Here is an 11,987-nt window from a genome sequence, read left to right as displayed (position 1 = left end):
ACATTGCAGATATGAAAAAACCTGACCGGGAAACCGGTCAGGTTTTTTTTATTTGAGAATCAGAAAATTGACCTGCGTCTGACAGCTGAAATGAGTGAACTCGTTACGCTCGCCCGTTGTCTGACTTGGGTCAGTTAGCCAGCAGGTGTCCAGATTTTGGTCAGGGTATCAATCAGGCCCGCACTGGCGCCCTGGGTGCCCAGGAATTGAGTGATAATCGGAACAAACTGGCTGATCATGCTTGCGTCCAAGCCTAAAGCGGTGAATACCGGGCCCAGCGCATCCATGTTGTTCAGCATGCCGCCCAGACCTGCCGGAATCGCATCCATCAGGTTTTCGGAACCGGGGATCAGTTTGGTCAGCTCAGAAGCCTGATCGCCGCTCAACTGGCTGGCAGCCATGGACAGCAGTGCACCGGCACCGCCCGCAGCCTGTTCAGTGCTGACGCCCAGCTGGTCGGTGAGCATGCTGGCAAGGGGGTTGTCGGCCAGTGCTTCCATTTTGTCGTCACCGCCGCCGAAAATGTCGGAAAGACTGAAGGCGTGGGCAGCAGGGGTGATGGCCAGAGTGGCCATTAAAGGTAACGCAACCAGCCACATGCGTTGGACTAAAGCTCGGATCATAGTGTTCTCCTTAGAATCGTTATCAGGTTTTCCCGCGGGGGAAGCCACAGCTACTCTAAGCGTAGACGGGAAAAGAAAAAAGAGGGCACTTTGTCAGTTTATTGTCAGGGCATGTGATTGATATGAGACAAAAAAACGGCGCCGAAGCACCGTTTTTTCTGAGAAGGCGACAGGACTTACAGGATGTCCAGCAGCTCAACTTCGAAGACCAGCGCTGCGAAAGGAGGAATCGCTGCACCGGCACCACGCTCGCCGTAGGCCAGGTTTTGCGGGATGTACAGTTTCCACTTCGAGCCGACAGGCATCATTTGCAGGGCTTCAACCCAACCAGCGATAACGCCGGTAACCGGGAACTCTGCAGGCTGACCGCGGGTTACGGAGCTGTCGAACACAGTGCCGTCAGTCAGTTCGCCGTGGTAGTGAACACGGACTTGTTTGTCAGACGTTGGGATTTCGCCGTTGCCTTCAACCAGAACTTCGTACTGCAGACCAGAGTCAGTGACTGTTACTTCAGGGCGCAGTGCGTTATCTTTGAGGAAGGCTTCGCCTTCAGCTGCAGCGGCTTTTGCCTGCTCCTGACGAGCTTCTTCCGCACGGGTGTGCAGGTCACGCAGCGCGTTGTTGATCTCGTCGACAGGAATTTCTGGCATGTCACCAGTCAGCGAGGTTGCGATGCCTTTGGCGATAGCAGCAACGTTCAGGCCTTCCAGGCCGCTTTGAGCAAGCTGCTGGCCCATTTGCAGACCAATACCGTAGCTCGCTTTAGTTTCAACTGTATCTAGTTTAACGTCAGACATAGTGTCGTCTCTTTATGTCGAGTGAATTAAGCGGGCAGGATAACAGTTTCAGCCCTCAGGGGTAAACTTTTGTGAACAGGGGTCGCAACAAAGCGTGATCCCGAAGTTTTGGCGCAGAGTGATGGAGAGTAGTTGTTATGGGACAAGCGAAACGCCGTAACAGGAAAAAAACAGCACTGGCACAGCCCAAGGTGCCGTGGGCAGAATGGAAAAACCGGCTCGGCGATCTGAACTGGCGTGCGGCGTGTCAGGCGAAATGGCAGATGGCCAGACAGCATATTGCACCTTACTGGCAGCTGTTGCCTGTGTTTCACCGCAGAGCACTCATGGTGCTGGTACCGGTTGTCTTCATCCTGTTGCTGCTGCCTGCTTCAGAACCTGAACTCAATATTCCCGGCAACCAGCCGGTTCGTCAGGAAGTGGATCTGAACCTTGGAGAAGCGCCCCGTTTACCGGTCGGCCAGCGCCCGGAACCGCCATCACCGGTCCGTCCGGAGCCCGGCCGTTCATCCATTGAGCAGCCTCAGACTCAGGTGACTTCGTCGGTATCGGCAGGCTGGCAGAGCTATGAAGTGAAGCAGGGCGAAACTCTGGCGACGATTTTCCGTGCCCGCTCCCTGCCGCTGACGGATCTGTACGCGATTGCGGCCATTGAAGGGAAAGATAAGCCGCTGAGCCAGATCAAATCGGGTCAGCTGATGCGTTACAAACAACGGTCCAATGGCGATCTGGATGTGTTGCAGATTGAAAGCCGCAGCGGCGATCCGGTGATGTTCTTCCGTCGCTCAGACGGCAGTTTTGCCCGCGGCCAATAATCACAGCCCCGGTTATTTCTTGAATAGCCGGGGCTGATCTCAGACGGCGGGCTGATTTTTGGTCAGCCGCATATCAATGTGAGGGATCCCATCTTCCAGGTATTCTTCGGAAAAGACGGTGAAGCCAAAGCGATGGTAATAGCTTTGCAGGTGTGACTGTGCACCAATCTCAATGTTCTCTCCCGGCCACAGTTGCTCGGCGTAAGCCAGTCCCTGACGGAGCAGTTCGCTGCCCAACCCCCGGCCTCTTGCAGCTTCTGACGTGATCACCCGGCCAATGCTGACACAGTCATAAGTCAATCCGGCCGGTAATAGTCTCAGGTAAGCCATCAGCATGCCATTTTCATAAGCGACGACATGGTAGGTGCCCTGAACTCGGTCGTGGCCGTCAATTTCCGGGTAAGGACAGTTCTGCTCCACCACGAACACATCGACCCGGAGTTTCAAGATGTCATAAAGTTGATCCGTCGTGAGCTGGTCAAACCCAAGGCATTGCCATTGCATCCTCTGTCCTTTTTATCAATACATTTATCATCAATCAGAATATGGGGTGACGGCTGGCGATGCAATCCCCGGATTACTGAGATGATGGTTTATGCAGGTGCCGTTTCAGACTGCTGAGCTGATTTAGGGAGAGATCCAGAAAGGAAGCCAGTTGCGGTTCGGAAATTGCACTGGCCAGTTCTCCCAGGCTTTCGGTGAATAACGCATATCGTCGGGCCGGACTGTAAAGCCGCATGAATTGTTCTTTTTGCTCCCGGAACAGCAGTTGTCTTTCAGTCAGCGCGATATAAAGCTCAGGGCAGTGTGCACGCCAGCTGAGGATCAGTTCTGTGGGCAGCGTCAGGATCTGGCAGGCCGACAGCGTTTCCAGCAGATAAGGTGAGCCTTCTTCCGTCAGCAGGCTTTCAAAGCCGATGAGCAGTTCCTGTTCCCAGTAAAAGTCACGGGTGATCGCATCTCCTTCCGCCGTGAGATAACAGGCATGACAAAGGCCGTCGAGCAGGAAAAAGGCCTGAGTTGCCAGTTCACCCTGATTGATCAGAATATGCCGGGTCGGTAACTCCAGCGTTTCAGCCAGATTTAAAGCCTGTTCAATGGTGGCCGGATCGGCCCCGTGCAGTTCAAGAAATTGCGCAAGTGGTGAGGTCATGATGGTGCGTCGTTGGTGATGGTTTAATGAAAGCTTATCAAAAAATACCGCGACAGGTGTCGCGGTATTCAATGAGGTGAGCGGTCAGACTCAGCCTTGCAGATCAATCCTGTAAACCGCAAAGCCTTCAGCGTTGGTTGAAACCTGCTTCATCGGATACTGGCCTTTCACTTTGATAAAGTCGCTGGCTTTGGTGCTTGGCGAGGTTTCAAAGCGGATATCCAGCTTGGTTGCGCTCTTCAGCGGGGCAAAACGCCAGTTGTTATCGGCACTTGGTACGACCTGTCCTTTGTCTTTACTGACCCGGCTGATGTAGTTTGCCAGAACGGTGCGGTTTTCATCCGGGGCCGAGAAGGCGACATACTGCTCACCGGTCCCGGCAAATTTCGCGCCGTAAGCCCGGTAATTGTTGGTGGCAATCATAAATGGCTGCGCCGGGTCGATGGCTTTCCCCTGATACGTCAGCTGACTGATGCGCTCTGATTTTGGATTGATCAGCTGACAGTTACCGTCATACCGTGCGGGTTGTGATACATCAATCTGATACTGAACGCCGTCAATCACATCAAAGTTATAGGTGCGGAAGTCTTCCCAGTTGATCAGCGACTGCGGGGCACTGGAGGTCAGGTCAATCTGATTGAACTGGCCGGCAGCACATTCCAGCCATTCCTTGACTTCTTTTCCGGTCACTTTCAGGGCGACCAGGGTATTCGGATAAAGATAAAGATCGGCTGCATTACGGAAAGTCAGCTGACCGGCTTCTACTTCGGTGTAGTTGCCCGGATCATTGGCCCGGCCACCGGCTTTGAACGGCGCCGCTGCCGATAGAACCGGAATTCCGTCCAGATTCGGATCGCCCTGAATAAAGCGTTCCACATAATCCTTCTGTGCCATGTTGACGATTTGCACGGTCGGATCATCCTGAACCAGTGCCAGATAGCTGTACATCACATCGCTGGCTTTACCGATCGGCTGATTGACGAAGCTACGGGTATTTTTATGGTCATCGGCGACGGCTGCCAGCAATTTGCGGTCGGCTGCCACCAGAGATTTGCCGTTTTCAAAGATCGGGCGGGCTTCGGTCTGGCCTTGTGTCACTGCCCATTTTCCGTTTTGTTGCGTCAGCACCAGATCGATCACGCCCAGGTGATCGCCCCAGCGGCCCGGCATGACCGACGGCACGCCGTTGATGGTACCGGAGGCAAGATCAGTCTGCGGCAGGCTGGCGAAAGTTTTGCTCGGGAACACGGCATGAGAATGACCAAAGGCAATGGCATCAATGCCTTTGACTTCGGTGAGGTAGTACACCGAGTTTTCTGCCATGGCATGGTATGGGTCGGCAGAGACGCCTGAGTGGGGGATTGCCACGATCACATCCGCGCCTTCGGCTTTCATCTTCGGCACAAAAAATTCAGCGGTCTGCTTAATATCTTTCGCTTCGACTTTGCCTTCCAGGTTCTTTTTATCCCAGATCAGAATTTGAGGCGGGACAAAACCGATGTAGCCAATTTTGATGTCATGCTCATTCCCGTCTGTATCTTTCAGGCGGTAGGTTTTAATCAGGTATGGCTTGAAGAGGTTTTTGCCTGTCTTGAGGTCATAAACGTTGGCATTGATATACGGGAAATTTGCCCCGGACAGGGCCGTCTTCAGAAAGTCCAGGCCATAGTTGAACTCGTGGTTTCCGATGTTCCCCACTTCGTAATTCAGCTGATTCATGGCTTTATATACGGGGTGAACATCACCGCCTTTAAGCCCTTTATCGGCCATGTAATCGCCCATCGGGCTGCCCTGAATCAGGTCGCCGTTATCGACCAGCACACTGTTGGTCACTTCCTTTCTGGCTTGCTCGACAAGCGTTGCAGTGCGTACCAGACCGGTTTTCTCTGTGGCCTTATCTTTGTAGTAGTCGTAGTCCATGACATTGGCGTGAATGTCAGTTGTTTCGAGGATACGCAGCTGAATGGTGTCTGCCAGTGCAGGACCTGCCGTAGTCAGCAGGGCACCCAGTACGGCGATGGAAAGTGGTTTGGCTCTTAAGGGCATGATTTTCACCGTGTTATGAACAATAGGAACGCGCTAAAGGTAGCAAAAATACAGTTCCTGAATTGCAAGTGCTTGTCAGATATGTGACACGAGTTTCGTTTGCTGCAGATGTAACCTGTTGAAGATGTGGGCGGCTCTGATCGGCACGGAGCTCGCCTCAGGAGTACCTCAGCGTTAGAACAGAAAGGCATAAGATAAGCAATCACCGTAAGCGTTGAGCCGAAAAAAGAGTTGTTTTATAGGGTGTTACCCCATCTCTCAGGCCGAAACCATGCCCATGCTTCCTGAAATTCCTGAAAGTAGAGCAAGCTAAACTTTTGGGAATAAAAAATGAAATTTTAGAATTTCAGGTAATATCTTGCCCCGTCTATAGTGCTGTTAATTACAGCGAGTATGAGCAGCGACTATGGACTATTTACCAATTTTTGCCGATTTAAAGCGTCGTCCATGCCTGGTAGTAGGTGGTGGAGAAGTGGCCTGGCGTAAAACCCGGATGCTGCTGAAAGCCGGTGCCGACGTCCGTGTGATTGCTCCTGAGCTGAATGCAGATTTTCAACAGGCGGTCAAAAACGGTCAGGTGACGCTTCTGGCTGATCAATTTACGCCTGAACATCTCGACGGCATCTTCCTGGCGATCGCAGCAACGGATCGCAAAGCCATCAATGCACTGGTGTACCAGTCTGCCAATCAACGCCAGGTACTGGTGAATGTGGTGGATGACACCCAGCGCTGCAGTTTTATCGTCCCGTCGATTGTCGATCGTTCCCCGATTATTGTTGCGATTTCCTCTTCTGGTAAAGCGCCGGTGCTGGCCCGTCTGGTCCGGGAGAAGCTGGAGGCACTGCTGCCTCAGCACCTCGGCAAAATGGCGTCACTGGCGGGAAATTTCCGGGATCGCCTGAAAAATACCGTTCAAAGCCTGACGGCACGCCGATTGTTCTGGGAGCAGGCCTTTGATGGTCGCTTTGCGGAACTGGTTGCGGCAGGCAGAGAGCAGGAAGCCGAGCAAGAACTGATCCGTCAGTCCCAGCACGTTGCCACGCAGGGCCAGGTGGCCCTGATTGGTGCGGGTCCGGGAGATGCAGGTTTACTGACACTGCGTGCCCTGCAGCTGATGCAGCAGGCCGATGTGGTGCTCTATGACTATTTAGTCTCTGATGAAATCATGGATCTGGTCCGTCGCGATGCTGAGCTGGTATGCGTGGGCAAACGTGCTGGTTTCCATAGTGTGCCTCAGGAAGAAACCAATCGTCTGCTGGTGGAATATGCCAGTCAGGGGAAACGAGTCGTGCGCCTCAAAGGCGGTGATCCTTTCATGTTTGGCCGCGGTGGTGAAGAACTGGAAGTGCTTTTCGATGCCGGGATTCCGTTCCAGGTCGTACCCGGAATTACCGCTGCTGCCGGCGCGACCGCCTATGCCGGTATTCCGCTGACACATCGCGATTACGCTCAGAGTGCCCTGTTTATTACCGGTCACACCAAGCCGGACAGCGATACCCTCGACTGGTCAACACTGGCGCGCGGCAAGCAGACGCTGGTGATCTATATGGGCCTGATGAAATCGAGTCATATCCAGCAACAGCTGATTGAACATGGCCGGGCAGCAGAAACGCCGATCGCTATCATTGAGAGAGGCACACAGGCATCGCAAAAAATTTACAAAGGTCAGCTGAGTGAACTGGCTCAGCTGGCAGAGCACGCGGAATCACCGTCACTCATTGTGGTGGGTGAAGTGGTGAACCTCGCGCAGAAATTACATTGGTTCGGAAAGCAGGAACAACAAGGGCAACCACACCCCGCTGTCGTGAGCCTGGCTTAACATGGAGAGAAAGATGGATCCGAAACGCCTTACCCACCTTAAGCAGCTCGAAGCGGAGAGTATTCATATCATCCGTGAAGTCGCCGCTGAGTTCGATAACCCAGTGATGATGTACTCCATCGGTAAAGATTCTTCGGTGATGCTGCACCTGGCCCGTAAAGCTTTTTATCCGGGAAAAATTCCGTTCCCGTTGCTGCACGTCGATACTGACTGGAAATTCCGCGAGATGATCGAGTTTCGCGATGCTACAGCAAAAAAATACGGATTTGACCTGCTGGTTCACAAAAATCCGGAAGGGATTGCGATGGGAATCAGCCCGTTTGAGCACGGTTCTTCCAAGCATACGGACATCATGAAAACTCAGGGCCTGAAGCAGGCACTGAACAAATACGGCTTTGATGCTGCCTTCGGCGGTGCCCGTCGTGACGAAGAGAAATCCCGTGCGAAAGAGCGTGTGTATTCTTTCCGTGACAAAAACCATACCTGGGATCCGAAGAACCAGCGTCCTGAATTGTGGCGGACCTATAACGGGCAGATCAATAAAGGCGAAAGTATCCGTGTGTTCCCGCTGTCCAACTGGACCGAGCTGGATATCTGGCAATACATCTATCTGGAAGGCATTGAGATTGTGCCGCTGTATCTGTCTCAGGTACGTCCTGTCGTTGAGCGCGACGGTATGCTGATCATGGTCGATGATGACCGTATGAAACTGCGTCCGGGCGAAGAGGTCCAGCAGAAGAGTGTGCGCTTCCGTACGCTGGGCTGCTACCCGCTGACCGGCGCGATTGAATCTGAGGCTGGTACTCTGCCGGAAATCATTGAAGAAATGCTGGTCGCGACCTCCAGTGAGCGTCAGGGACGGGCGATCGACCACGATCAGTCTGGTTCCATGGAATTGAAGAAACGTCAGGGTTATTTCTAAGGAGTCGGGACATGAACAGTGCAATTCAACAACAAGTGGCTGAGCTGGGCATTGAAGCCTATCTCGATCAGCACCAGAACAAGTCTCTGCTTCGTTTCCTGACCTGCGGTTCAGTCGATGATGGCAAAAGTACGCTGATTGGCCGTCTGCTGCATGATTCTCAGCAGATTTATGAAGATCAACTGGCGGCAATTCATGCGGACAGCCAGAAAGTAGGCACCACGGGCAGCAAACCGGATCTGGCTTTGCTGGTGGACGGCCTGCAGGCGGAGCGTGAGCAGGGCATCACTATTGATGTTGCTTACCGTTATTTTTCGACACAGAAACGCAAATTCATTATTGCCGACACGCCGGGACATGAGCAGTACACCCGCAATATGGCGACCGGTGCCTCAACCTGTGATGTGGCGGTGATTCTGATCGACGCCCGGAAAGGCGTGCTGGATCAGACCCGTCGTCATTCTTATATCGCCAGCCTGCTGGGGATCCGTCAGTTCGTGGTTGCCGTGAATAAAATGGATCTGGTGGGCTTCGAGCAAGCGCGTTTTGAGCAGATCCGCGATGACTATCTGGCATTCGCAGAAAAACTGAATGCGGATATCAACATCCAGCTGGTGCCCCTGTCTGCACTGGACGGAGATAACGTTGTGACGCTCAGTGAACAGACGCCCTGGTATCAGGGGGAGTCGCTGCTGTCATTACTGGAAGACGTGGAAGTTAATAAGAAAGATGATGGCGAACTGCGCTTTCCGGTTCAGTATGTGAACCGTCCGAATCTGGATTTCCGCGGCTTCGCCGGCACACTGGCTTCAGGCACAGTCAAAGTCGGAGATGCCGTGAAAGTGCTGCCGTCCGGTAAGACATCAACCGTTGCCCGCATTGTCACTTTCGATGGTGATCTGATTGAAGCGCATTCAGGTCAGGCAATCACGCTGACGCTGAACGACGAAATTGATATCAGCCGTGGTGACACTATTGTTCACGCGGAAGATACAGTGCCGCTGAGTAACCAGCTTCTGGCTGATATTGTCTGGATGGCTGAGGCGCCACTGGAATCCGGCCGTCAGTACGACATCAAAGTCGCAGGTAAGAAAACGGTGGGTTTGGTGAGTGCGATTCGTCATCAGGTAGATATCAACAATCTGGAAACCTTCATTACAGATGTGCTGCCCCTGAACGGGATCGGCTTGTGTGAAGTTTCGCTGAATGAGTCGATTGCGATTGATTCATATCAGGATTGCGCTGACACCGGTGGCTTCATTCTGATCGACCGTCTGACCAATGTGACTGTGGGTGCCGGTATGGTGAGAGAAGCACTGGCAGAATCGGCACCGGCTCAGCACGGCTACAGTGCGTTTGAAGTCGAACTGAATGCCCTGATCCGTAAGCACTTCCCGCACTGGGGTGCCAAAGATCTCAGTAAGTTGCTGGGGTAACTGCCTATGGCATGGGAACAAGCCCTGGTACTTGCCATGCTGGTGGTGATCATTACCTGTCTGATCACCACCAGGATTAAACCTGCATTTCTGTTCGCAGGCGCGGCTTTTGTCGGCTTTCAAACCGGGATGATCGAGCTGTCGACCCTGGCTGGTAACTTCACGAATGCGTCGTTGCTGACTCTGGTTTTGTTGATCCTTGTTTCTATTGCACTGGAAAAAACGCGCCTGATCAGTTGGGTCGGGCGCCAGATCTCTCAGGGAGGTCAAACGTCGGTCGTTGCCAAACTTGGTCTGTCGACGGCGTTTCTGTCTTCTTTTACCAATAATACGGCTGTGGTGGTGTCACTGATTGGTGCGGTAAAACGCAATCAGCGTCATGCGCCGTCACGCCTGTTGATCCCGCTGTCATATACCGCCATTTTAGGCGGTACCCTGACTTTGATTGGTACCTCGACAAATTTAATCGTTAACAGCTTCGTTGAAGATGCGGGTTTACCCAGTCTGGGATTTTTTGCCCCTTCGATGATCGGGCTGGCGGTTTTACTGACTGGTCTGGCGGTTCTGGTGCCTTTGAGCCACCTGCTGCCGAATTATGACGACAGCAATCAGGATGAACTGCCTTATTTTCTGGAAGCCAGGATCACTGAGACTTCACCGCTGGCCGGGAAAACGGTGGCAGAAAATGGTTTGCGTGCCCTGCGACGTCTGTTTCTGGCTGAAATTATCCGGGATGGCCAAACCATTGCGCCCGTCTGTCCGGATACGGTATTGCACGCCGGTGATAATCTGCTGTTTTGCGGCGACGTCGAAAGTGTCACAACCCTGCAGGAAATTGAAGGGTTAAAGTTATTCGGCCAGCATCATCTGAATGGTCAGTCGATGATGGAAGTGATTGTCAGTCATTCCGCGGGGATCCGGGGTAAATCTCTCAAAGATGTCCGGTTCCGTGAGCGCTTTGATGCTGTTGTGGTTGCGATTCGTCGCGGACATGAACGTCTGGCGGGTGGGTTAGGCAATATTGAGCTGCATCCGGGAGATACGCTGGTGATTGTTCCCGGGAAGACCTTTCAGGAGAAAAAACAAACGCTGAACCGCGAGTTTGTTCTGATTAATGGCCTGGACTCCAGCGCCCGTTTGGACAGTTCAAAAAGCATGGCAGTTTTGGGTGGTTTCGTTGCCGTCATCGCAGCCGCTTTACTGGATGTTCTGCCGTTGATCAAAGGACTGGCTGGTTATCTGCTGATTCTGCTGGCAACCGGCATTATCAGTTTTGCAGAAATTCGCCGTCGCTTCCCAATCGATATTGTTGTCATTGTTGGTTCAGCATTATCGTTAGCACAGTTAATGCTGACCAGCGGCCTGTCTGAGCGGATGGGTAACCTGATGATGACATCTTTTAACGGCTGGGGTGTTTACGGCGGGTTAGTGGCCGTGTATCTGCTGACCTTACTGATGACCGAGCTGGTAACCAACAATGCAGCCGCGGCTTTATCATTCCCGTTGGCTTATAGCCTGGCACTGAGTTACGGTGTTGATCCGATGCCGTTTATTATGGCCGTTCTGTTTGGGGCCAGCGCCAGCTTTATATCACCTTATGGTTACCAGACGAATCTGCTCGTTTACACCGTAGGTAATTACAAACTGCGTGACTATCTGAGAATCGGACTGCCTTTTTCTATTATGTATTCAGCGGTCGTACTGACCCTGATCCCGCAGTTTTTCCCTTTTTAATGTGTTTTAGCAACGGAGTGTACAATGACCGCTGTCGTTCAATCCCATGAAAATGAAAACGTGGTCTGGCACAATCACCAGACAGATAAAGCACAGCGTGCTCAGTTGAAAAATCAGAAACCTTGTGTGCTCTGGTTTACCGGATTGAGTGGTGCAGGCAAGTCGACAGTTGCTGGCGCATTGGAAAATCGTCTTGCGGGTCAGGGATTTCATACGTACCTGCTGGATGGTGATAACGTTCGTCATGGGCTGTGTAAGGATCTCGGCTTCTCATCAGAGGATCGGAAAGAGAATATCCGCCGCATCGGTGAAGTGGCAAAACTGATGGCGGATGCCGGACTGATCGTCTTGACCGCATTTATTTCTCCTCACCGTGCTGAACGTCAACTGGTAAGGGATCTTTTGCCTGAAGGCGAGTTCATCGAAGTTTTTGTTGATACACCATTAGCCGAGTGTGAAAAGCGGGATCCGAAAGGTCTGTATAAAAAAGCCCGGGCTGGTGAGATTAAAGATTTTACCGGCATCGACTCGGAGTATCAGCCGCCTGAAACGCCAGAGATTCATCTTCACGCGGGAGATACATCAGTGGATACGCTGGTCACTCTGTGCATGGAAGCGTTAAAGCAACGCCGTATTATATAA

Annotated in this window: 11 protein-coding genes; 6 read left to right on the top strand and 5 right to left on the bottom strand. The window is 52.6% G+C overall.

The window, feature by feature from the left end:
- Nucleotides 1–134 precede the first annotated feature (134 nt).
- Both L4174_RS14600 and L4174_RS14595 read right to left on the bottom strand, forming a co-directional pair.
- Nucleotides 135–623 carry a DUF2780 domain-containing protein gene (locus L4174_RS14600; protein ID WP_371929353.1) on the bottom strand — a complete coding sequence of 163 codons (489 nt, stop codon included), beginning with the start codon at nt 621–623 and terminating at the stop codon, nt 135–137.
- A gap of 176 nt (nt 624–799) precedes the next feature.
- Nucleotides 800–1,420 (bottom strand): FKBP-type peptidyl-prolyl cis-trans isomerase, encoded by a 621-nt coding sequence (locus L4174_RS14595; RefSeq protein WP_248144870.1) that lies wholly within the window; start codon nt 1,418–1,420, stop codon nt 800–802.
- A gap of 137 nt (nt 1,421–1,557) precedes the next feature.
- Between L4174_RS14595 and L4174_RS14590 the strand changes: the two genes are divergently transcribed.
- Entirely contained in the window at nt 1,558–2,235 is a 678-nt protein-coding gene (locus L4174_RS14590; RefSeq protein WP_248144871.1) for a LysM-like peptidoglycan-binding domain-containing protein, read from the top strand.
- Nucleotides 2,236–2,274: 39 nt separating this feature from the next.
- On the opposite strand, the gene L4174_RS14585 is transcribed toward L4174_RS14590, so the two are convergent.
- The 3 genes from L4174_RS14585 to L4174_RS14575 all read right to left on the bottom strand — a co-directional run bounded on the left by L4174_RS14585 (nt 2,275) and on the right by L4174_RS14575 (nt 5,434).
- Nucleotides 2,275–2,739, bottom strand: a complete 465-nt coding sequence (locus tag L4174_RS14585; RefSeq protein ID WP_248144872.1) for a GNAT family N-acetyltransferase — start codon at nt 2,737–2,739, stop codon at nt 2,275–2,277.
- Nucleotides 2,740–2,812: 73 nt separating this feature from the next.
- Nucleotides 2,813–3,388, bottom strand: a complete 576-nt coding sequence (locus L4174_RS14580) for a Crp/Fnr family transcriptional regulator (protein ID WP_248144873.1) — start codon at nt 3,386–3,388, stop codon at nt 2,813–2,815.
- Nucleotides 3,389–3,478: 90 nt separating this feature from the next.
- Nucleotides 3,479–5,434, bottom strand: coding sequence for a bifunctional 2',3'-cyclic-nucleotide 2'-phosphodiesterase/3'-nucleotidase (locus L4174_RS14575; RefSeq protein WP_248144874.1), 1,956 nt, complete (start codon nt 5,432–5,434; stop codon nt 3,479–3,481).
- A gap of 406 nt (nt 5,435–5,840) precedes the next feature.
- Between L4174_RS14575 and cysG the strand changes: the two genes are divergently transcribed.
- From cysG to cysC, 5 genes are read left to right on the top strand one after another with little or no spacing between them, the layout of a single operon-like run.
- Nucleotides 5,841–7,253, top strand: coding sequence for a siroheme synthase CysG (gene cysG, locus L4174_RS14570; protein WP_248144875.1), 1,413 nt, complete (start codon nt 5,841–5,843; stop codon nt 7,251–7,253).
- 13 nt (nt 7,254–7,266) lie between these two features.
- Nucleotides 7,267–8,175 (top strand): sulfate adenylyltransferase subunit CysD, encoded by a 909-nt coding sequence (gene cysD, locus L4174_RS14565; RefSeq protein ID WP_248144876.1) that lies wholly within the window; start codon nt 7,267–7,269, stop codon nt 8,173–8,175.
- Between the two features lie 11 nt (nt 8,176–8,186).
- Nucleotides 8,187–9,611 carry a sulfate adenylyltransferase subunit CysN gene (gene cysN, locus L4174_RS14560; RefSeq protein WP_248144877.1) on the top strand — a complete coding sequence of 475 codons (1,425 nt, stop codon included), beginning with the start codon at nt 8,187–8,189 and terminating at the stop codon, nt 9,609–9,611.
- Between the two features lie 6 nt (nt 9,612–9,617).
- Nucleotides 9,618–11,345, top strand: a complete 1,728-nt coding sequence (locus L4174_RS14555) for an SLC13 family permease (protein WP_248144878.1) — start codon at nt 9,618–9,620, stop codon at nt 11,343–11,345.
- A 24-nt stretch (nt 11,346–11,369) separates the two neighbouring features.
- Complete coding sequence (gene cysC / locus L4174_RS14550) at nt 11,370–11,987, top strand: adenylyl-sulfate kinase (RefSeq protein ID WP_248144879.1); 618 nt, start codon at nt 11,370–11,372, stop codon at nt 11,985–11,987.

The sequence above is a fragment of the Photobacterium sp. CCB-ST2H9 genome (genome assembly GCF_023151555.2).
In the GTDB taxonomy this organism is placed as follows: Bacteria; Pseudomonadota; Gammaproteobacteria; order Enterobacterales; family Vibrionaceae; genus Photobacterium.
This window is presented reverse-complemented; position numbering and strand designations above follow the sequence as displayed.

Excerpts from the sequence above, each read along its gene's own strand:
- L4174_RS14600 (WP_371929353.1), bottom strand. The coding sequence starts at position 623 with ATGATCCGAGCTTTAGTCCAACGCATGTGGCTGGTTGCGTTACCTTTA.
- L4174_RS14595 (WP_248144870.1), bottom strand. The coding sequence starts at position 1,420 with ATGTCTGACGTTAAACTAGATACAGTTGAAACTAAAGCGAGCTACGGT.
- L4174_RS14590 (WP_248144871.1), top strand. The coding sequence starts at position 1,558 with ATGGGACAAGCGAAACGCCGTAACAGGAAAAAAACAGCACTGGCACAG.
- L4174_RS14585 (WP_248144872.1), bottom strand. The coding sequence starts at position 2,739 with ATGCAATGGCAATGCCTTGGGTTTGACCAGCTCACGACGGATCAACTT.
- L4174_RS14580 (WP_248144873.1), bottom strand. The coding sequence starts at position 3,388 with ATGACCTCACCACTTGCGCAATTTCTTGAACTGCACGGGGCCGATCCG.
- L4174_RS14575 (WP_248144874.1), bottom strand. The coding sequence starts at position 5,434 with ATGCCCTTAAGAGCCAAACCACTTTCCATCGCCGTACTGGGTGCCCTG.
- cysG (WP_248144875.1), top strand. The coding sequence starts at position 5,841 with ATGGACTATTTACCAATTTTTGCCGATTTAAAGCGTCGTCCATGCCTG.
- cysD (WP_248144876.1), top strand. The coding sequence starts at position 7,267 with ATGGATCCGAAACGCCTTACCCACCTTAAGCAGCTCGAAGCGGAGAGT.
- cysN (WP_248144877.1), top strand. The coding sequence starts at position 8,187 with ATGAACAGTGCAATTCAACAACAAGTGGCTGAGCTGGGCATTGAAGCC.
- L4174_RS14555 (WP_248144878.1), top strand. The coding sequence starts at position 9,618 with ATGGCATGGGAACAAGCCCTGGTACTTGCCATGCTGGTGGTGATCATT.
- cysC (WP_248144879.1), top strand. The coding sequence starts at position 11,370 with ATGACCGCTGTCGTTCAATCCCATGAAAATGAAAACGTGGTCTGGCAC.